The sequence below is a fragment of the Pseudomonas sp. S31 genome (assembly GCF_016648105.1).
Classification (GTDB): domain Bacteria; phylum Pseudomonadota; class Gammaproteobacteria; order Pseudomonadales; family Pseudomonadaceae; genus Aquipseudomonas.
In genome coordinates, this window is record NZ_JACVVE010000066.1 from 1 (window position 1) to 21929 (window position 21929).

At 56.7% G+C, this 21929-nt stretch carries 13 protein-coding genes and 1 pseudogene; 12 read left to right on the forward strand and 2 right to left on the reverse strand.

What is annotated here, in order from left to right; all coding sequences use genetic code 11:
- Nucleotides 1-304 precede the first annotated feature (304 nt).
- From IAE37_RS28940 to IAE37_RS27670, 9 genes and pseudogenes are all read left to right on the forward strand, one after another.
- Nucleotides 305-749, forward strand: a pseudogene (locus IAE37_RS28940) (integrase domain-containing protein); the annotation flags it as partial.
- Nucleotides 750-1039: 290 nt separating this feature from the next.
- Nucleotides 1040-2800, forward strand: coding sequence for a hypothetical protein (locus tag IAE37_RS27635; protein ID WP_236410210.1), 1761 nt, complete (start codon nucleotides 1040-1042; stop codon nucleotides 2798-2800).
- A gap of 300 nt (nucleotides 2801-3100) precedes the next feature.
- Nucleotides 3101-5614, forward strand: coding sequence for an ATP-binding protein (locus tag IAE37_RS27640; RefSeq protein WP_201178632.1), 2514 nt, complete (start codon nucleotides 3101-3103; stop codon nucleotides 5612-5614).
- 14 nt (nucleotides 5615-5628) lie between these two features.
- The gene (locus IAE37_RS27645; protein ID WP_201178633.1) at nucleotides 5629-7458 is read left to right on the forward strand and encodes a hypothetical protein; all 1830 of its coding nucleotides are present in this window, start codon (nucleotides 5629-5631) and stop codon (nucleotides 7456-7458) included.
- Between the two features lie 781 nt (nucleotides 7459-8239).
- Entirely contained in the window at nucleotides 8240-8452 is a 213-nt protein-coding gene (locus IAE37_RS27650; RefSeq protein WP_201178634.1) for a hypothetical protein, read from the forward strand.
- Nucleotides 8453-8655: 203 nt separating this feature from the next.
- Nucleotides 8656-9171 (forward strand): sigma-70 family RNA polymerase sigma factor, encoded by a 516-nt coding sequence (locus IAE37_RS27655; RefSeq protein ID WP_328822782.1) that lies wholly within the window; start codon nucleotides 8656-8658, stop codon nucleotides 9169-9171.
- A 20-nt stretch (nucleotides 9172-9191) separates the two neighbouring features.
- Nucleotides 9192-10151 carry a FecR family protein gene (locus tag IAE37_RS27660; RefSeq protein ID WP_328822783.1) on the forward strand — a complete coding sequence of 320 codons (960 nt, stop codon included), beginning with the start codon at nucleotides 9192-9194 and terminating at the stop codon, nucleotides 10149-10151.
- A 99-nt stretch (nucleotides 10152-10250) separates the two neighbouring features.
- On the forward strand, nucleotides 10251-12767 hold the full coding sequence (locus tag IAE37_RS27665) for a TonB-dependent siderophore receptor (RefSeq protein WP_236410211.1): 2517 nt from the start codon (nucleotides 10251-10253) through the stop codon (nucleotides 12765-12767).
- Between the two features lie 403 nt (nucleotides 12768-13170).
- Entirely contained in the window at nucleotides 13171-13377 is a 207-nt protein-coding gene (locus IAE37_RS27670; protein WP_201178637.1) for a DUF3079 domain-containing protein, read from the forward strand.
- An 84-nt stretch (nucleotides 13378-13461) separates the two neighbouring features.
- Here IAE37_RS27670 and IAE37_RS27675 read toward each other — a convergent pair whose 3' ends face one another.
- Nucleotides 13462-15759 (reverse strand): TonB-dependent siderophore receptor, encoded by a 2298-nt coding sequence (locus IAE37_RS27675; RefSeq protein WP_201178638.1) that lies wholly within the window; start codon nucleotides 15757-15759, stop codon nucleotides 13462-13464.
- A 140-nt stretch (nucleotides 15760-15899) separates the two neighbouring features.
- On the opposite strand from IAE37_RS27675, the gene IAE37_RS27680 reads away from it, so the two are divergent.
- The 3 genes from IAE37_RS27680 (at nucleotide 15900) to IAE37_RS27690 (ending at nucleotide 19769) form a co-directional block, all read left to right on the forward strand.
- Nucleotides 15900-16619: a response regulator gene (locus IAE37_RS27680; RefSeq protein ID WP_201178639.1), complete on the forward strand. Its 720-nt coding sequence runs from the start codon at nucleotides 15900-15902 to the stop codon at nucleotides 16617-16619.
- A 1-nt stretch (nucleotide 16620) separates the two neighbouring features.
- The gene (locus IAE37_RS27685) at nucleotides 16621-17988 is read left to right on the forward strand and encodes an ATP-binding protein (RefSeq protein WP_201178640.1); all 1368 of its coding nucleotides are present in this window, start codon (nucleotides 16621-16623) and stop codon (nucleotides 17986-17988) included.
- Nucleotides 17989-18104: 116 nt separating this feature from the next.
- Nucleotides 18105-19769 carry an FMN-binding glutamate synthase family protein gene (locus tag IAE37_RS27690; RefSeq protein WP_201178641.1) on the forward strand — a complete coding sequence of 555 codons (1665 nt, stop codon included), beginning with the start codon at nucleotides 18105-18107 and terminating at the stop codon, nucleotides 19767-19769.
- 29 nt (nucleotides 19770-19798) lie between these two features.
- On the opposite strand, the gene IAE37_RS27695 is transcribed toward IAE37_RS27690, so the two are convergent.
- Nucleotides 19799-21103 (reverse strand): OprD family porin, encoded by a 1305-nt coding sequence (locus IAE37_RS27695; protein WP_201178642.1) that lies wholly within the window; start codon nucleotides 21101-21103, stop codon nucleotides 19799-19801.
- Between the last annotated feature and the right edge of the window lie 826 nt (nucleotides 21104-21929).

A 21929-nucleotide genomic window follows, 5' to 3' on the forward strand; every position in this document is an offset into this window, starting at 1 on the left:
CAAGGAATGGACTGCACCTGACTGACAGTCAGGCATGCCCCGGTCATCGCACCGCTGCGTTCACCCGGCTCAGGATCTTCAGGCGCTGGCCTCGTCAGCCAGCACTGCCTCCACTCGCCCACCGGTAACGGTGCTCAGGAGGCCAGATCATGAGATGCCCTTGCTCCCGGTTGTAAGGAGCCGCCAGTCCCGCGTAGAGGACATTCCCCACAGGTCGCAGGGGCCTTGATCCCTGATAACACTCAACATTCTTGGCGGGATGACGTGGGGTGAGGATCGGAGATCAGAGGATGAGGTGACCGATATGGCATTGGTGGGTAGACGCGATGGTGGCAATTTCGGCTACGGCAGGCAATTGAGCTAAGCGGGACCGCAGGCGCTGAAAGACATGTTCGGCGCCGGCCATTACGGCACTGTCAAAGCGCACTCTGATCGGTGGCTGGCATTCGTCAAATGGTCCACTCCGAACAGGGTTTGTCATCAATGATGCTCGGCGGATTGATCGGCAGGTTTTGTCTGATTACGCGACGTATGTTCGAGGTCAGCTTGAGCGTGGTGAGCTTGCGGTTAGTACTGCGCGGAATCGTATTTCCAGTGAGAACCGGACTATGGCTGCGCTTCGCGGTGATCAGTATGTGAAGGTCCCAGGTCCGAGTACGGCGCTGGGTAAATAGCGCAGCGGCATTCGGCAATCGGTGCCGCAGGGTCAAGACCGAGAGCAGGTGATGCATATCGTTGATGCACTGTGTCACGGCGTCCTGGGTTTCAGCCTTTAAGCAGAGGCTGCCTACCACATAGGTCCACCTGAAGAGTTCCACCTCGTGGCGGGCAACAATCGGTCAGAAGCGGGATAGGCTATAGCAGATTAGAAAGCGGTGATTGCGGCTCGAAGCAATTTACGAATCGAGGGCGATTCAAATAGGTGCTAAGTCGCCTACAGATCAGCGATGCCGTTGAATCGCTCAGCGTCTGTGAATCGCCCTAGCAGCAATTGTGGCACTATGCTACTTTCGTAAAAATGCCATGGATGGAGTCTCACATGCCCGAGCGGTTAACCCTGACCCAGAATGCTCAGTTTTATCGTGAAGATGTGGCTCTGACAAAAGAAGCCATTCGTAATATCTTAGATGCGGCTTCTGATAACAAAACACCTGGTTCAGTGTTTCTGATCGACCAGATGGACACAATACGTGAACTTGAGGACGGCAGTCAGTTTCGGTTCAGTCTGAGAGTGTTCCCGACAGCGAGACCTGTCCATTTCTGGGGCGAGCCTCTATCAGATTTGGTCCATGCGCTTATTTTGGTCGTCCAGATCGACGGCTATGTGGCCGTGCTAAAGAAGTCCTGCGCAAGCGTTACAGAGGTTCTGGAAACACACCTCACACCCATCAAAAGTTCAGAGCTAACGGCTTCATTCAGTGATGAAGAAGCTGAGTTCCAGAAAATTGCAATGCGAAATATGACTGTTTCCGAACGCGCAATGCGCAGTAAGGCTTACGAGGCAGCAGATCTGAAAGGTCTGCTTTCCTTACATGCTGCGGGAAGGTCAATTCCGTATTTCTTCAAACTTAAGCTCAATGGACAAATTAAAACCATCTCGGCACAAAGTGGACGAGTAGTCGAGTCCTCCGAGCGAAAATCCCTAAACGACGTCGTGAATTGGGTTCGTTTGCAAATTGAGCAGATTAAAAACCCTTCTGGGGAAAAAGAATTCCTAGAAGCATTCGCACAGATGGTTGATTTAGATATCGTATGGGGTACGACACAGCCTACTGCAGTACTAGTTGAGTCGTCCTTCATCGTTGATAACTTGTTAGAAAAGAACGTTCCGCTGATTTATGCGACAAAAAAAGGTCGCGCTTTCAAGCTGACAGGAAAGCATATTATTGCATTAATTAACCAGCTTGAGAAAGTATACGAAATAAGCCCAGGGCCGGGATTTGAATTAATTGGCACGAGTAGGGCGGCCAGTATAAAGAAAAACAAAAGCTCAATATCTCTGAGTTCACCGGCCCTACGAAAAATTAAGCTTGAGGAGAACGGGAAGGAACTTACCCTACAGACATTCATCAACAAGAACAACTTGACTACAGTTAGCTTCGCCAATCCACAGTATATGTATTTTATGGGTCAGTGTTTCAAGGATGGGGCAGGCTTGAATGAGATACCGAGCCTGCTCAAGTCCTTTGTGGTGCTTGATGATCTGGCGCTAGCAACTTCTGAAAAGGGTGACTACAAACCCACCAGGAAAAAATTTGACGCGAATTCCGTTTTTGGAATTATCGAAAAAAATTTCAGGAATAATGATTACGTTTTTTGTGATGACCTAGGTGATGAATGGGCAGACCATATCGTCTTTAACAAGAAAGATTGCTCAGTAAGCTTTATCCATTCCAAACACGGAGACGTGAGTAGGTCTGCTAGCAATCTGCATGATGTTGTGGGCCAAGCGATAAAAAATATCGGCAACATGGATCTTGACTTGCGTGCATTTAATCGAAAGTACGACGAGAAGATTTTAACTAACTACCGCGATGGTACAATGCCGCGGACAAGAAAGAAAATTCCAGGTGATTTCAAAAGCTACCTAACTGAACTTAGACAGGACTATCGCTTCAATAAGCGCTGCATAATTTGTTGCTCATTCCTATCAAAGGCACTAATTGAAAGGGAGTTCGATAAATTACATAAAGGAGCGCCAGTGCCTGGAAATATAACTCAAATGTTTTGGATTCTTTCATCTTTTGTTCATGCAACAAAAGAAGCAGGAGCTTCACCAATAATCTATTGTCAGCCATGAAGATGGTCAGAAATGGCCAAATAACGCCGTTATAGGTCGAGTTCTACCTATGAGATTCCCGAAGCTACCTGAAGTATTTTGCAAATGCGCACTGTCGCACAACGTGGGTTTTGCTATATGGCGAGCATACATGGCTGGACCTCCTGCGCCGCACATAAATTTCATTGAGGTCCACGGCTAGTTTCAGCATCGTCGCTTTGGGACGTTAGGTTGTGTTGAACGTGCCAATGCACAGACTGCATATCTGCCTCTGGGAAAATTAAAGACAATCACCACACCGCACGGATAGGAATACTCTAAATGCCAAGAACACTGGTATATAAATCTTCAAAAAACTACAACAGTGATGTGGGAAGCGTTGTTCCAATTGCTGTTGAAGAGGACGATGGTAGCGTTAGGTTAGTTTCGCCTGGAGAATATCCAAATAATAATAGAATTTTCATATCCAAAGAATATTCTAAAATTGATGAAGGCTATGGGGATTATGAGCTATTCTTATTAACCACAGTGAACGAAAGTTTTGATGCGGAAGTAGCAGACAGCCCAAGTAGATCGCGTTATTTTTCGATGGGCTATTATGCCGCACCATTAGACGCGAACACGTATATTCCAATAGTTACTATGAACATGCCAGATGTCGCTTCTGGCCGTGTTGAACAAGCGCCATTAGCCGACATTGGTAACAGGTCCTTCTTTATCCTTTTTAATTCTATAGTGTCGGGACCTTTCACTGCTCAGGCAGAAGAAGATGGTTGGCTACTAACGCCACTCATGAGCCTAACTCCTTTAGGCCTGAGCAACTATCACGTAGCACAGTTTGAGCTAAGCGATCTAGAATCTAATAGATTGATAATACGAAGCTCAATGGGCGGTCACGAACGAATTTACCTTACGTCACTGAAAAAAGCTAAAGAAAGTATAGATTTTGATAGTCAAGACTATATTTCAGATTCTGCCCTAATACGCTTCTATAGCAAAATGGATTATGGCAAAGGCATCTCGACGCTTACTAAGTCCGAAGCGCAAAAGCTGACAGGAATTATAGATCAGTATAAGAAGAAAAATAAACAGCTTGGAAATGACGACCGGACGAAAAGGTTAGAAAGCGTCCTAGACGAATATCTAAAGTCGAACGGTGTAGGCGCCGATGTTGTACAAAATTATCTGCACAATACTAAAGACGGAAGGACCTTTTTAGAGCAATATGTTGAGAATAATCGCGATTTTATTCTCAAAGAAAAAATGGACGCAATTGAAACCGAGTTTTCGGTTCGCCGCGATAAGCTCGAACGAGATATTGCAGAGGTCGCGGGACGATTAGAAAGCAGAAAACAAGACTTATCTAATTTCGAAGTAGAATTCGAGAAAAGAAAGGCATTATCACGCGCTCAAGAACAGTCAGAGTTACGTGATAGAAATAACAGCCTTATGGCTGAGATAGAAAGCAACGAAAAAACACTGACGCAGCTTAAAGAAGAAGTTGGTGTCGCGAAAACTCTTGCACAAATGCTGGAAGAGCAGAAATCGCTAAAGAACAAAAATGATTACCTAAATGAAGATTACTACAAACTAAAAAACCAAGTAAGTCAGCAACAAAACTTAATCAGAAGCCCACAGATCGGCGACAAACTTCTTGAATTTAAAACTCTGCACATGCTGCTTAACGGCATCTCACCAGACACAGTTGAAAGTAACATTAAGCCCATAAGCATCCCTGCATATAAATTGAATGTTGCTGGCGAGACGCGAAAGAGCTACATAACTAATTTAAAAAACACGCTAGACTCAATCGAGGGACGTCCATTCACATACGATGAAATGGCTAACTTGACTCTTTGCACCTTGCAATCGTTTATAACAATTTTCTCAGGCCCCCCTGGTACTGGAAAAACGTCAAGTGCGCACCGTTTCGCTACCGCTTTAGGTCTTGTATCCTCTCAGAAAACTTCAATCGAAACTGATAATTTTTTGAGTATCCCAGTAGGCCGAGGTTGGGTCTCCAGCCGAGACTTGCTTGGGTTCTATAACTCTTTAAAAAATAGTTACCAACCTTCGCGAAGTGGCCTATTCCAGTTCTTGAAGGCATTTCATGACGCCAAAAACGAGCAACCGATTAATCAACATCTAAAGCTCGTTTTGCTAGACGAGGCAAATCTTTCCAGTGTTGAGCACTATTGGTCCGATTTCCTCACAATGTGCGATACGTTTGAGACAGGACAAAAAATCGATTTAGGGATGCCAGGCACCGAAGATAGGTTCTTAGAAATCCCGAGTAGCCTGCGGTTCATAGCAACAGTCAATAATGACGCAACTGTAGAGGCCTTGTCAGAGAGGTTGATTAACCGGGCGCCAATAATTCTCCTCGGGCACGGAGGTGATTCTGTTGTTAGCCAACTACAAACAGACCTGTTGGGCGGAGCGGTACCTTACTCAGAGCTTAAAGATGCCTTTATTCCATCCCGAGAGGAAGAAGAGCTTAATTCTCGTGAGACGATAAGGCTCGGTCAAATCCTAGACCTACTTACCACAAACAATGTTAAAGGCTCTCAAGTTCACGTAAGCAAACGCAAGATCAACGCAATCACGAGATATTGCTATATGGCCAATCAGCTAGGCTACAAAGCGGAGCCGCTGGACTACGCCATTGCACAGCACGTTTTGCCATCGATCAAAGGTCACGGTTTAGGTATGCGCGAGCGCATGAACAAGTTAGAAGCAAAGCTAACTGAGTTTGACTACATCATTTCCAGAAAAATAGTTCAAACTATTATTGAAACTGGTGACGAGTTTTCTGATTCGTACTCTTACTTTTGAGTAGGACACTCCGAATGTTGAGAATTAAGATAATCTCGGGTGACCGCAAGGGAGAGGTTCTTGACCTTCACGAATTGACGAGCACTCAGCCAAGCGCGATAGCGTTAAGGGAAGACGAAGCATTGCATTTTATTGCCGTGCTCGATGAGTTGTACGAGAATCTTAATTTGGTGCTTCATGAAATTGAAACACCATTCACGACGCGTTATGAAAACAATGGGGAGTGGGTTTATGAATGGCTCCCTAAAGAAACCCATGGTCGGAAAGAGTGTTTTTTTCACAACTACTATGGGCTAGCCGAACTTCAATTGGTAGCTCGTGAAACTGCCGATATTACGAAGGAAATAAGCTATACGATCTTTGTAGAGTTCCATCCAGTAGAAATATTCGCAAAAAAAATCAACGCCGAGCGGGTAGAGAAGATGCTTGCATTTTTGGCCCGCGACGATGGAAGAGACCTTGCGAGCGCTGTGAGAGTAACACGTATAAAGGCAGGTCATAAGCCGGGCGGTAAAACTGAAACTTTCCTACTTGAAAGAATTGAAAACAATCTAGGATTTCTCAAAAGCGTACTCCCATCGGTCATGACTGCCCCCTTGTCTAAACTACAGCAGTCGACCCATTTAGTCGTTCCAAATGATGAAACACTCATAGATGAGTCATCATTGAGATGGATCTCGGAAAACCCAGATAGCTTGTATAAGTCCTACTCTGTGGATGATGCGGTACTAAAGTATCAAGGTGAGTATTTTTCGACTAGCAAAGTTTTAGAAGCCAAGTCCACCAATTCAACTGACATATATGAAAACCAGGTCTTGCACGGTTTTGTACATGTACTGATCAATGCGTTATCAACTATCCGAACAAGACTGATGGCAGTGCCCGTACGAGAAAGTGGGACAACATTTGGCTTTTCCGGTTATGTTTCTCTATTTACGCAAATCAGCCGTTTCTCCCATACAATAAGCAAAAACAAGGTAGCCCGATGCAACCGCCTTATGGCTGAACTATCAGCTCTATATCTCAGGCTCAAAAGAAGCATACCCGTAACTGCTCCATGCCTAGATACACCACGTTTCACACAAAAAGCAAAATTTAATCTTTTGTATAGACAGATCTTTTCAAGATCTATCGCGTGGAGACGGTACGGTGCGCCAGACTGGAGTTTTCAGGATGAGCTATTTTCAATTCAAAGCATTCCGCGCTTATTTGAATATTATCTTTTCTGTATAGTAAAACACCACCTTTCATCTCATGAGGGAAATTTTGTCCTCATAGAAGAAGGGTTAGACTCAGATGTTTTTGATTATGAAGGTTCGGAAGTTAGCATACGGTTGATGTATGAGCCGGAAATCTGGATGACCGGACACTCCTCAGCAGCTAGTCAGGATTTAGTTAATACCGAAGGTTGGACTACAAAATATGGTCAAGGAGAAACAAAAATTTCTCGACGTGGCTCATTTGGGCCATGGGCAAATCGATGCCCTGATATAGTTATAAAGCTAGATAACGGCAAACACTCCAGCAAATACATCATCATCGACGCTAAATACACCGATAATGGAAGGGCATTCTTGAACTACCTTCCAGAGCTAACAATGAAGTACGTTCATGGCATCCATCGTCAAACGAATGGAGACAATTCAACGATTGCTCTCATCATAGTAAACCCTAACGAGGCGGCAACAACTCGTCATTTTCATCATTATGATTATAGCATCTACGGTACGAACCCAGTAACCCCAGCTCTGCTAGTGTCCTCTATCGACGTAGCAGCTGCACATGAGCCAGACTCTAACTTTAGGAGAGATCTTTCCAAAGTTATAAACATAGGGAGCAGATGATACGGGGCCATAGATTTATCGTATCCCTCAAGCTCAGAAAACAATAAAGTGGCGCTGCGTTGCCTCCTCATTGATAATTAAAAATTATATAATGCATTGGCAACCAGCGCCTTCCCTCCGATTGAGCACAAAGAGCTATTTTGGTTAGTGGAGTGGCTGCTTTTGGCCGGCCGCAATACTTATACAATCTACGAAATATCTAACACGAACCTCAATCAACTGCGAGCTCTCATGACTATAAAAAGGATAGCTTTAGAGATACAAACCTTAAACTGCAGGAAATTAATATATTTAAATCATATACTTATGCTATTTTTCGATTCCTGGTGCCGCACCATACGCAGTACTCAAAAGGCTCACCGAAAGGTGGGCTTTTTTTGTTTTCAGCGTCGATTCGTGCGTGAACAAATGCCTAGAAAGCCGGCACGATCAGTGTAGGAGCTGACTTGCCTGCGATGGGCTGCGCAGCGGCCCCAACAATATCGAATAGCCCCATTCCCTGCTCGGGAAGACACATCTCCACCCAAAAACGCTTTGATCGTAAAAGCGTAAAACGGGACAGTTCCATTTTTCGGCTTTCCCCTGACTTAGCCCAGGGCCGCGTAGTCCTCTCCTAAACTACTGTGTCCGGTACATCGTCGAGCACTGCTGAACCACAGCGTACCGTTCACCCGAAAACCCCCGCCAACGCGATGAGCGGTCAGAATCGCATCCCACCACGCCGGCATAATGGCATCGCTTTTTCTCCCCTCCCCTCATTCCGCCACTGCGAGCCCCTGCAATGCATACCGAAACACGGTACTCGATCATCCTTGAACACAATGCCGAGGTTCTGCTCGAAAACGCCTCCATGGCGCAGGTGGAAGCATTCTGGGATGCCAACGACACCCGCTACTTTGGCTTGCGCATGGAAGACCAGGACAGCTCGGCTATACGGGTGCTGGTTTCGGATGAAATGCCAGACGAAGACGATCTGGAGCTGTTTGCCCGATAGGCTCTGATCCAGCCGTTGCGAACACTCGGACAGGCATCGTCCGAAACAGATGGCGGATGCCCTTCGCATTCGCCTACCTCGCTATCCGGCGGCCAGCCGTTCACTCCCTTTACAATGCTCCCACCCGCTTGTCAGCCTCGATTCGCCCCGTATAAGATGCGATGAATTCTCATCCGCATTCCTATCCGATTCCAGGGCCCTTAGTGTTCTCTCCACCCACGTCACCGTCCACGCAGGCAGACATCCAGGCCCTCTACAGCGAGCACCACGCCTGGCTTGTCGACTGGCTGCGCAAGCGCCTGCGCCAGGGTGACAATGCCGCGGACCTGGCCCAGGACACCTTCGTCAACGTGCTCGGCAAGCCTGAGCGCCTGAAGGAAGTGCAGCAGCCGCGGGCGTGGCTCAGCACCATCGCCCGCGCCCTGGTGATAGACCGTGCCCGCCGCGACCGGGTGGAAAGGGCCTACCTGGATGCGATTGCCCATCTGCCCGAGCCTCTGGTGCCGTCGCCAGAAGCGCAGATGATCCTGCTGGAAACGCTGGCCAAGGTGGATGCCTTGCTCGACGGTTTGCCGCCCAAGGTGCGCAAGGCGTTCCTGATGTCCCGGTTGGACGGGCTGGGTTACAAAGCGATCGCTGTCGAGTTGGGCGTCAGCCTGAGGTCGGTGGAAAGCTACATGGCAAAGGCCATCCGTCACTGCTATTTCGCCACCTCATGAACACTGCAGCTCGCCCTGACGTGCCGGAAGAAGTGCTCGATCAGGCGATCCTGTGGATGGTCCGCCTGCAATCGGGTTACGCCGATGAGCAGGCGATGCAGGGTTGCCTCAAGTGGCGCCAGCTTCATCCGTTGCATGAAACGGCCTGGCAGGCGCTGCAGCGCAATGAATCGACGTTCAGCACCCTCGCTACCTTGTCGGGGGGGCACGGTGGCGTCGGCCGCGATACGCTGGATCGCATGCAGCATCGGCAGTTGGGTCGTCGGCAACTGCTTCAGGTGCTGGGTACCGGGCTGGTCATCGGCGCGATGGGCTGGCAGGGCCAGAACCAGGTTCGGCGCTGGGGTGCGGACTACAGCACCCGCGTGGGCGAGCGGCGAACGGTGATGCTGGCCGACGGCACACGGCTGCAGCTCAATACCAACAGTGCGGTCGACGTGCTGTTCAGCGATAGCCAGCGGCTGATCAAGCTGCTGCAGGGCGAGATTTTCATCGACACAGGCCCTGATCCTGACTCCCCCGCAGGGCGGCGCAGTTTTTGGGTACACACGGCCCAGGCACGACTGGAGGCCCTGGGTACTGCATTCGCTGTACGCCAGGACGACTCCACGACGCAGCTCATGGTCGAACACAGCAAGGTGGCCATTCACCTGCCCACCCAACAGCAGTTGGTTGCCGCAGGCGAGCAGTACTCGATCGGCCCCCAAAGCTGCCACAAACTGCCCCTCGGTGAGATGGATGCCAGCGCTTGGACACGCGGCCAGCTCGTGGCCCGCAGCATGCCGATGCAGGCGCTGGTCGCCGAACTTGCCCGCTATCAGCGAGGCTGGCTGGCTTGTGCGCCCGAAGTGGCCGGGCTGAAAGTCTCCGGTGTCTTCCAGCTCAAGGACATCGACCGGGTACTGGATGCGCTCGCGGACTCGATGCCCGTGAGAGTCGAGCGCATCACTCGGTTCTGGCGTCGCGTCGTTGCGGCTTGACCATTCTCTGCAAGAAAAGTGAGTTCCATGCTGCGGGTTTTTCCGAGCACTTCGGCTAACAGGGAAAAGAACCTGCCAAACGAATGGAGCTCGAGCCACATGTCATCCGCGTTTTCACCTCGCCCCGTACCCAGGACCCGCCTTGCCGTAGCGCTGCGTGGCGTATTGCTTGCCAGCGCTGCATGCATGGCGTTGCCGGTCTGCGCAGCTTCAGCCGAACAGAGCGAAGTACGTCGTTACGATCTGCCTGCTGGAACGTTGGAGCAGTCGCTCAACGCGTTTGCCCAAGCTGCCGCCATCAACCTCCCGTTCGACCCGGCGCTGGTACGTGGCAAGCATGCAGCCGCCCTCAACGGCACCTACTCGGTCCAGCAAGGCCTGGATCTGCTTCTGCAGGGGTCCGGCCTCGGTGCCGTCCAGGCGGCCAACGGCAACTGGCTACTGGACCCGATGGCCAGCACCGGGGGGACGGCGCTGGAGCTGGGCACCACGCAGGTCAGTGGCCAGGGTATGGGCGAGATGACCGAGAACACCGGGTCGTACACCACAGGGGCGGTGAGCGTGGGCTCAAAGACCCCGACCAGCCTGCGCGACACGCCGCAGTCGGTGTCGGTGCTGTCCAGCCAGTTGATCGAGGACCGTAGCGTCACCAGCCTGCAGGATGCGCTGAAAATGGCCCCCGGGGTCACGGTGCAGAAAACTACCAGCGACACCTACGAGTTCTATTCGCGCGGCTTCAACATCGACAGCATCCAGATCGACGGCGCCGCACCGATGGCGTTGTCGTCGGTAGCCACCAGTTTCTACTCGCGTCGCCTGTACAACCTGGTCGAGTTCGACCACGTGGAAGTGTTGCGCGGCGCGGGGGCATTGTTCGGCGGTGTGGGCGACCCCGGTGGCGTCATCAACCTGGTGCGCAAGCGCCCGCTGTCGGACTTCCAGCTGAAGTTCGAGGCCGCCGCCGGCTCCTGGGACAACTACCGCTCGCAGATCGACCTGACCGGCCCGTTGACCGAAAGCGGCAACGTCCGTGGCCGCCTGGTGACGGCCTATACCGACCGCCAGTACTTCACGGACAAGCTGGCCACGCAGAAGCCCACGGTCTACGGGGTGTTCGAAGTCGACCTGGGCCCCCAGACCATCTTCACCCTGGGCGGCATGTACGAAAGCACCCATTCCAACTCGTCGCTGGGCCTGCCGCGCTACAGCACCGGTGGCGACATCGGGCTGCCGCGCCACACCAACCTGGGGCAGAACTGGTCATACATGGACAACATCTCGCAGGAGATCTTCACCAAGCTCGACCACTACTTCGACAACGACTGGAAGCTCAACGTCTCGTATACCAATACCCGCGATGCTGGCGAGGCGCTGGCCGCGGTCTCCGGCAACGCCGTCAACCCGGTGACGATGGCCGGCCCGGTGTGGCGCGCCAGCTACAACGTCTACTCCACCAGCCAGGACCTGATCGACAGCAACCTGTCGGGCAGCTTCGACGCCTTTGGCCGCGAGCACCAGTTCGTGCTCGGTGCCGACTACCAGCGCGTCACCAGCCGCTGGCAAGGGTCCGGCGCGTTCACCGGGACCGGTGTGCCCATCAACGTGTGGAACCCGGGGTACTGGAAACCCACCACGATCTCGCTGGTAACCCCGCGTGACTACAGCCCCAACACCCAGGAGCAGTACGGCCTGTACGGTCGCTTGACGCTGCAGGTGAGCGACCCGCTCAAGGTCATCCTCGGTGGTCGGGCGGCGCGTTACCACTTCGAGCAGGTCTACACCAACGCCGGCGTGGTGCAGAGCGACATCGACATGCGCGAACCCACGCGCTTCGTGCCCTACTTCGGCGCGATCTACGACCTGGATGAGCAGTGGTCGTTGTATGGCAGCTACTCGAAGATCTTCAAACCCCAGCAAAGCTACCTCAGCGGACCGGTGGGCAGTAACCAGGTGCTGGAACCGCTGGTGGGCAAGACTTCCGAAGTGGGTATCAAGGGCGAGCTGTTCGATGGCCGCCTGAACACCAGCCTTGCCGTGTTCTACACCAAGCGCAAGGACGGCGCGGTCAAGGATGACAACTTCCCGAGCGAGTCGGTGCTGTATGGCGGCAGTTGCTGCTACTTGAACCAGGGCGAGGTCATCAGCAAGGGGATCGAGCTGGAAGCATCCGGCGAAATCCGCAAGGACTGGAACCTGATGGCCAGCTATGTCTACAACTACAACAAGAACGAGACCGATAGCACGGCGTTGAGCACCATCACGCCCAAGCATCAGTTCAAGGTATGGACGACCTACCAGCTGCCAGGAGACCTTTCGGACTGGACCGTCGGCGGTGGGGTCGACATGCAAAGCGCGACCTATGTCAGCGGCACTACCGTGCAGGTGAATGGCGATGGCAAGGTGGTGGGGGAAAACATCCCGTTCGACTACAAGCAAAGCGGCTATGCGGTCTGGAATGCCCTGTTGAGGTACCGCGTGGACGATCACTGGACCGTGTCGCTCAATGCCAACAACCTGTTCGACAAGGTGTATTACCAGACTGTCTCCAGCGCCGCGAATGGCAACTTCTATGGTGACCCGCGTAACTACATGTTGACGTTGAGGGGGACGTTCTAGTCGCCGCGCTATCGGTTTAGCTGGCTCCATCCTTGGCTCGGCCAGGGATGGCTCCAATCTCTCCCCACCTGCCGCTCACATGCTAAATGGCACCCTATGGCCTAATGCTATTCGCATTGAGAATGCCGGGGCTGCCGCGCAGCCCTTCGCGGCACAAGGCCGCTCCTACACCAATCGCGCAACCCCCTGGTTACAGAGCTCACGCAGACATTGGAGCGGCCTTCTGCTGCGAAGGGCCGCACGACGAAGTGGCCCCGTCTGCTGTATGACAAGACGGACGTATTGCTGCGCCCACCTGACCTCAAACCTCTCGCTACAGCTTCAGCAAAGGTTGATTTCGATCAAGGCCGGCCGCCGTGGCAGGCATAGCCTGAAAGCACACGGCAACTGCTGGAGGCGTCCCATGGCGAAGAAATTCCCGCACAACCCAAGCCATCCCGAGCGTATCTGTTGGGGCTGCGACCTGTATTGCCCGGCCAAGGCGCTGGCCTGCGGCAACGGGGCGGAGCGGACCATGCATCCGGTGGAGTTGTTTGGGGAGGATTGGGACAGCTTCGAGAGTCTGTTGGATGCGCCTTCGCAAGTAGAGCAACTGTCTCAGGCGCAATGAAAGATCTTAACTGCAGGTTGGTTTCGATGGCCCCATCGCCGGTAAGCCGGCTCCTACCGGTACGGCGATGGGGCATTGCAGGCACTAGAACGCCGTACTCACCGTCAGCGACATGTTCCGCGGATCACCATAGATCGCCCCCGCGTAGAACCCGTACTGGGTGTAGTAGTGCTTGTCGAACAGGTTGTCGACATTGAGGGTCACTGCCGTGTCGTCGGTCACCTGGTACTTGGCCATGGCGTTCCAGATCGCGTAGCCCGACCAGTTGACGTCGGTCGCCCCGGCACTCACTCCGTTCACCGGCTGCCCGGCCGGGCTGGAGATTGCGCGGATGTTGCTCTGCGCCTTCACGCCGGCGCCGAGGGTCAGGCGGTCCAGCGGGCCGGACAGGCGATAGGTGGTCGAGGCCTTGAACAGGTGCGACGGGTCGCTGCGCCCGTCGCTGTCCACGCGGCGGAAGTGCAGGTAGGTGTAACCGGCATAGACGTTCCAGTTCGGCGTCAGCGCGCCGGCGATCTCCAGGTCGATCCCGTCGGTTTCCTGGCCGGTACCGGCCTTGTAGGCATCGCCACCAGTCGGGGTGGTCAGGCCATCGTCGAGCACCGCCTTGTTCTCTTGCTTGGTGCGGAAGTACGCCGCCGATGCGTTCAGGCGCCCGTCCAGCCACGCGCCCTTGATCCCGGTCTCGTAGCTCTGGCCACGGATCGGCTCGACCTTGGTGCCGCTGGCGGTCTCGGCGGTTTGCGGGTTGAAGATGTCGGTATAGCTGGCGTATAGCGAGTAGGTGTCGTTGAGGTCATACACCGCGCCGAAATAAGGCGTGACGATGCCGTTGTTCTGCTGGTTGCTGCGCACGCCAGCGACGCTGCGAGTGGTGGCCGAGTAATCGGTGGTGCGCATGCCGACGATCACCGAGAACGGGTCGGTGATGCTCAGGCGGGTGGCGGCGTACATGCCTTGCAGGCGCGTGGTGGTCTTGCTGTGCAGCCCGGTGCGCGAGGCGAGGATGTCGTAGTCGCTGTCCACGCCATTGCGCCAGTCGGTCAGCGGGAAGCCATTGTTGGCGCGGAACTGGCAACCCACCGACGGCGCGCTGACGCGGTCGTCACCAACCATGGTGCACGTATATTGCGGCGACCAGGCCACGGTGCGGCTGTCGTTGTAGCCGACCATCGCCTGGTGCGTACGGCCGAACAGCTGGAACGGGCCGGACAGGTCGATCTGCGCGGACTGCTGGGTGGTGTCGGTGGAGCTGTGCAGGCCATTGAGCACCGCGCCGCTGCCATCCTGATCCCAATAGCCGCCGTAGCTGCCGCGGCCAGCCGAGTTGACCTTGGCCAGGCCACGGTGGTTGAGCACCTCCGAGGTGCTCTGGGCAGCCTTGAGGTCCAGGGTCCAGTCGTTGTCGAAACGATGCTCCAGCGAGCCGAATGCGGTGCGCGTGGTGTACTCGCCGAAGCTCCAGCTCGGCACCAGGTTGGTGCTACGTGGCAGGTCGGTCTTGCTGCCGTCGCGGTACCAGATCGGGATGTTGGCGCCCCAGCCGCCGCCAACCACCTTGTTGTATTCGTACTGGTAGCCGGCGCCCAGGGTGGTGGCGTCGTCGAGGTCGAATTCGAAGTTGGCCAGGGCCGCGCGCGAACGCTCGGACTGGTTGTCGCGGAACGAGTTGGCGTCCTGTTGGGTCATCACGAAGCGCGAGCGCAGTCGGCCATCCTCGGACAGCGGCAGGTTGAGGTCGGCGCCCAGGCGGCGCTTGTCCCAACTCCCGTAGGTGGCATAGGCGCTGCCGCCAAAGGTCTTGGTCGGGGCCTTGCGGATCAGGTTGACGGTAGCCGACGGATCACCGGTGCCACCGAGCAGGCCGTTGGCACCACGGACAATGTCGATGCGCTCGTACAGGTCCATGTTCAATGCGTTGCCGCCGCCGCTGAAGTCGGAACCGCCCTGGAACTGCAAGCCATCGACTTTCCAGTTGCTGATCGAATAGCCGCGGGCGCGGAAGTCGGTGCGCCCGCCGACTTCGGACTTGCTGCTGCTCACCCCTGGCGTGGTGTCCAGTGCCTGCTCGATGGAGCGCACACCGCGGTCGTCCATCTGCTGGCGGGTGATGGTGGTGACCGACTGCGGGGTCTGCCGTGGGGTCAGCTTGAGGCCGGTGGAGCTGCGGCTGTTTTCCACCGTGTAGCCGAGCTGGCCAGCGTCGTCGGCCGGCAGCAGGGCGCTGTCGTCGATCTGCGTGGCATCCAGCTCCAGGGGCTGGCTGTCCGCAGCCATGACGCCACCGCTCATGGCCAGTGCGATGCACAGGGCAAGCGGGCTGAGGTGGCTGCCAGCGCGGGTGTGAAGGTGAGTGTGGTGAAGGGTGCTCTGAGGTTTCATTTGGGAAGGCTTCGTATTCGCAGATGATTTTTTGTTACGATTCTAGGGATAAGCCCCTTGGGCTCCATGACCGGTTTGTACGGGCATGTAATTGAACGTAACGAGCGCCGCCGGCCCTCCCCGAACAGGTGTTTCCCCCGATGAGCACGACCCTGCTGGTTGTCGACGATGACGACGAGATCCGCGAACTTCTTTGCGATTACCTCAACGATGCCGGCTATAACGTAGTGGCGGCGGCCGATGGCGATGGCATGCGCGAGCAACTGGCGCAGCACAAGGTCGACCTGGTAGTGCTCGACCTGATGCTGCCCGGCGAGGATGGCTTGAGCCTGTGCCGCCATTTGCAGGCGATACCGGGGTTGGCGGTCATCATGTTGTCGGCCAAGGGCAGCACCCTCGACCGCATCATCGGCCTGGAGGTAGGGGCCGACGACTACCTGGCCAAGCCCTTCGAGCCGCGCGAGCTGATCGCCCGGATCAAGGCCGTGCTGCGCCGCCCGCAACGTCTGGAGACAGCCGCGCCCGAGCCCGTGGTACAAGCCATGGCGTTCGCCGGTTTCCGCCTCGACCCGGTCAAGCGCCTGCTCAGCTGCCCGGACGCCACGGTGCATACCCTGCCCCGCTCGGACTTCCGCGTGCTGCAGGAGCTGCTCGAAGCCAACGAACGGGTGGTTTCCCGCGACCTGCTGACCCGCAGCGCGTTCGGCCGCGACCACCACCCCGATGATCGCTCGGTGGACATGTGCATCAGCCGCCTGCGCCAGCACTTGCGGCGCACCCCGGCGGCCCGCGCGCAAATCCTCACCATCCGCAACGAAGGCTACCTGCTGACCCTCGGCCAGGCCGAGGCGCACGCCTGAGATGCGCCTGCTCCGCCGCCTGTGGCCACGCACGCTGTTCGGCCAGTTGCTGTTGATCATGGTCAGCGGCACGCTGGTGATCCAGTTGATGTCGAGCAGCATCTGGTTCGACGTACGCTTCGCCCAGGTGCTGGAGGCGCCGGTGCGGCTGGTCGCCGCCCGCAGCGCGGCGCTGATCGCCCAGGCGGACTGCCACGCCGGCGCCCTGCAGGTGCCCGCGCACTACCGCCTGCGCTGCGCCGAAACCCGACCGCCAATCGAGTACGACGAGCGCCGTGGGCGACGGCGGGTCGAATTGCTACTGCACCAGGCATTGAAGTACGAACTGGGCCACGAACAGGCCGTGCGCCTGCTGAACGTGCAGTTGACCGACGAACTCGGCCAACCGATCGTCTGGCGCAGCCTGTTCGGCCTGCGCACCGCCCAGGCGCACATCGAGTTCGCCGTGCCGCTGGCCGACGGCCATTGGCTGACCATCGACGGCCAGGAGCTGCAAGGCTGGAGTGGCGAGTCGGCCTGGGTGCTGATCAGCGATTACCTGTTGCGGGTGTATGCACTGCGCATCGTCGCCGTGCTGCTGGTGTGCCTGGTGGCGGTTCGCCTGTGCCTGCGCCCGCTGCGGCGCCTGGCCGATGCCGCCCGTGGCCTGGGCAGCAACCTCGAGCAGCCGCCGCTGGCCCTGGATGGCCCGCAGGAAGTCCGCCAGGCAGCGATGGCCTTCAATGCCATGCAGCAACGGCTGATCGCCATGGTCAACGACAAGGCCTATTTCCTCGCAGCGGTGTCCCACGACCTGCGCACGCCGCTCACCCGCATGCGCCTGCGCCTGGAGCGGCTGCAGGACGACGACCAGCGCGAGCGGCTGCGGCAGAACATCACGCAGATGGACGACATGATCGGCCAGGTGCTGGACTACCTGCGCGCCGGCGAGCAACAGAACCTGCAACAGGTCAACCTCGATCGCCTGGTCGCGAGGCTGTGCGCTGACCTGTCGAGCGTCGAGGAGCCGTTGCCGATCCAGGGCGAGGTCGGCAGCCTGCGGGTCGATGCGCTGCTATTGCAACGCTGCTTGCAGAACCTGCTGGTCAATGCCATCCGCTATGCCAGGGAGGTCTCGGTCACGCTGGAAAAAACCACCACGGCGGTGCTGATCCATATCGATGACCGCGGCCCCGGCATCGCGCCTGCCCTGCTGGCAACCATCACCGACCCGTTCGTGCGCGGCGAGGGTTCGCGCAACCAGGCATCGGGGGGCTATGGCTTGGGCCTGAGCATCGCCCAGCGCATCATCACAAGCCACGGGGGCGAGCTGATACTGCTCAACCGCGAAGGGGGTGGATTGCGGGTCAGCGTGTTGCTGCCTTGCTAGGGCCGCTGCGGCCACACACCCCCATCATCAGGTAACAGTCTTTTACCGTTTGCCCTGGTTTTCCGCTCGTTGCCTTTGCCTATCCTAGGCCCGGTCATACAGACCGTGATGGACCTATGAAGCATTCCCTACCCAGCCGCTATGCCTGCCTGGCCACCTGCCTGATCCTTACCCTCGCCAGCCTGCCCCTGCTGCCAACACACCCCTGGCTCTGGCCATTCACCCTGGTCACCGCGCTGCTCAGCCTGGTCGGCCTGAACGACCTGCGCCAGAGCCACCATGCGGTACGCCGCAACTACCCGATCCTCGGCAACATCCGCTACCTGATCGAGACCATTCGCCCGGAAATCCGCCAGTATCTGATCGAAGGCGATGACGACAAGCTGCCATTCTCCCGCTCGCAACGCTCGCTGGTGTACGCCCGGGCCAAGAACGAAAGCGCCGAGAAGGCCTTCGGCACGCTCAACGATGCCTACAAGCCCGGCTTCGAATTCATCAGCCACTCGATGCTGCCGGCACTGACGCCCGACCCCGCCTCGTTCCGCATCAGCATCGGCGGGCCGCAGTGCCGCCAGCCCTACTCGGCGTCGATCTTCAACATCTCGGCGATGAGCTTCGGCGCCCTGAGCGCCAATGCCATCGCCGCGCTGAACCAGGGCGCACGCCTGGGGCGCTTCGCCCATGACACTGGCGAGGGCAGCATCAGCCCCTACCACCGCGAACATGGCGGCGACCTGATCTGGGAGATCGGCAGCGGTTACTTCGGCTGCCGTGACGAGGATGGGCGCTTCGATCCACAGCGCTTCGCCGAGCAGGCCCAAGCGGCGCAGGTGAAGATGATCGAGATCAAGCTCAGCCAGGGCGCCAAACCTGGCCACGGTGGCATCCTGCCGGCGCACAAGGTCAGCGCGGAAATCGCCTCCACCCGCGGCGTGCGCGTAGGCGAGGATTGCATCTCGCCAGCCGCGCACAGCGCCTTCCGCACCCCCGTCGAGCTGCTGCAGTTCGTCGCCAGGCTACGCGAGCTGTCTGCTGGCAAGCCGGTGGGTTTCAAGTTCTGCCTGGGCCATCCCTGGGAGTTCATGGGCATCGCCAAGGCCATGCTGGCCACCGGCATCCTTCCGGACTTCATCGTCGTCGACGGCAAGGAAGGTGGCACCGGCGCCGCGCCTCGCGAGTTCAGCGACAACATGGGCGTGCCGATGCGCGAAGGCCTGATGTTCGTGCACAACACCCTGGTCGGCCTGAACCTGCGCGAGCACATTCGCATCGGCGCGGCGGGCAAGCTGGTCAGTGCCTTCGATATCGCCAGCGTGCTGGCCATCGGTGCCGACTGGGTCAACTCGGCGCGCGGCTTCATGTTCGCCATCGGTTGCATCCAGTCGCAGAGCTGCCACACCAACAAGTGCCCGACCGGCGTGGCCACCCAGGACCCACTGCGCCAGCGCGCGCTGGTGGTACCAGACAAGGCCGAGCGGGTCGCGAGCTTCCATCGCAACACCTTGCATGCCCTGGCCGAGATGCTCGCGGCCGCGGGCCTGGAGCACCCTTCGGAGCTCAAGCCCAAGCATCTGGCGCGGCGCATCAACAGCAGCGAGATTCGCCTGTTCTCCGACCTGCACCAGTTCCTCAAGCCAGGCGAGTTGCTCAGCGGCTCGATCGAAAGCGATTTCTATGCACGGATGTGGCGGATGGCGCGCAGCGACAGCTTCGCACCGGAAACCGCAGAGATGGCGCAGCGCGTGGCAGTGGTACGCCGAAAAGAAACAGCCCCGGCATAGGCCGGGGCTGTCTGGTGACGCCGGTTCGATCAGAAGAAGCTGATCGGGTACTCGACGAAGACGCGGATTTCGTTGCCGTCGTCGTTGTAGCCGTTCAGGCGAACGCTTTCCGAAGTGCGCAGCCAGGAGCCACGCAGCTTGACCGACAGATCCTTGGCAGCGCCTTCCTGAACCACGTATTGCAGCTGGTTGAAGATCTCGCGCTCTTTACCTTCGCCGAAGCCGTGGGTGTTGATGTTGTCACCACGCACATAGGCGATCTTGTAGGTCAGGCCCGGTACGCCGTAGGCGCCGAAGTCCAGACCGTAGGCGATCTGCCAGGAGCGCTCGTCCTCGGCGTTGAAGTCGGACCAGTAGGAGTTGGCCAGGTAGATGGTCGAACCACCGTCACCCACACCGTCGCGGTCCTGGTACCAGCCGTACTGATAGCCGGTGCTGCCGGTGCTGCGCTGGTGGGCGATGGTCACCGAGTGAGCGCCGAAGGCGTAGGTGGCCGCCAGGCTCCAGATGGTGTTTTCGTCGCCAGTCAGCGAAGCACGGTCGACGTACTTGCTGTCGATCTTCGACTTGTAGCCGTTGAAGTCCAGGGTCAGGGACTGGTCAGCCGAAATCGGGTGGACGTAGTTCAAGCCCAGGTAGTGCTTCTTCAGCACGTCTTCGACATCGGAGGTGTACAGCGAGGCGGTGAAGTTCTCGTTGAACTTGTAGCTGCCGCCGAACACGTCGATCTTCTTCAGGTGGCCGCTGTCACGGCCCTCGGCGCTCTTGCGCGCTTGCTGGGTGAAATGACCGGCGTTCAGTTCCAGGCCTTCGATCTCCTTGGAGGTGATGAAGGTACCGGTGTAGCTCTCTGGCAGCAGACGGCTGTCGTCGTATTGCAGCACAGGCAGCTCAGGCATCATGTCGCCGTACTTCAGCACGGTGTTGGACACACGGAACTTGATGGCAGCGCCACCACGGGCCAGGTTGTGCGGCGAGTTGGCCGGCTCGGTGTCGCTCGGCTTGAAGAAGTCGATGCCGGCAGCGCCGTTACGGCCCTTGCCGCCGTCCAGGCGCAGGGCGTACAGGCCGAAGGCATCGACGCCCACGCCGACGGTGCCTTGGGTGAAGCCGGACTCGAACTTGCCGATGAAGGCCTGGCCCCACTCGGCCTGGTCCTTGGAGTTCGGGTTGCGCGAGGTGTGTTTCTTGTCGCGATGGATGTAGGCGTTGCGCAGCAACAGGTTGGCGTGGCTGTCTTCGATGAAGCCCTTGCTCTCGGCCTGATCGTTGGCCTGTGCCTGGGTCGCGGCGATCATCGCCAGGGCGACCAGGCTGATCCTGGTTTTCAACATTTGTTTTCCTTATTTCGTAATCAAAAACGCGCTGCAAATGACGCCAGGAACCAACGCCCCTTTCGTAGGTTCGACGTTAATGCGGATCCGAACTGAAAAGCCCGCTGGGGCATGCGCAGCGGGCCTGGAACAGCAGCTTGGCCAAGGGTGGCCAGCAGGCGTTGGCGAAATCCTAGCCGCGTGCGATTACAAATGTCAAAAAGTCGTGAAATGCAGGTTGATATAACCAAAAAATTCCCGATGGTCGGTGCATTTTCTTACGCGCAAACGACAGTGCCAGGTAATTTGTCCCCTCGTACAGTCCAGGCTCGGACAACTCGCCTGCACCAATGAAAACGCCACCGCAGGGGCGGTGGCGTTCGAAGAGACCATTCAGCGCCGGGGATCAGCGCCACATGGCTTGCAAGGCATCGAGTTCAGCATCGCTGAGCAGGCCTTGAGGGTAACGCCCGTCAAGCAGACGTCGCGGGTCGGTCGTCCTGACCCGTTTGCATCCATGGTGCTTCAACCACTGCGTCAAGATTTTGAGCGATTGAGGATTCATTGCCGATGGGGGCAAAACCGACTCACTGGCGGCGTTCATCTCTACACGTACTCCCTGGGCCGTGAGCGGCTAACTTACGTCGTCATTGTTACAGTACGGGGTGCCGTATCTGCTTAAAAAACAATACAAAACGTGTGCCATCCCGGTATACCAGACGTCACCCAAACAAAAGGCCCGTCACTTGAGGTAATGCTGTTCACTCAAAATCGCCGGGGGGGGGGGGGGGGGCCCGCCGGGGGGGGGGGGGGGGGGGGGGGGGGGGGGGGGGGGGGGGGGGGGGGG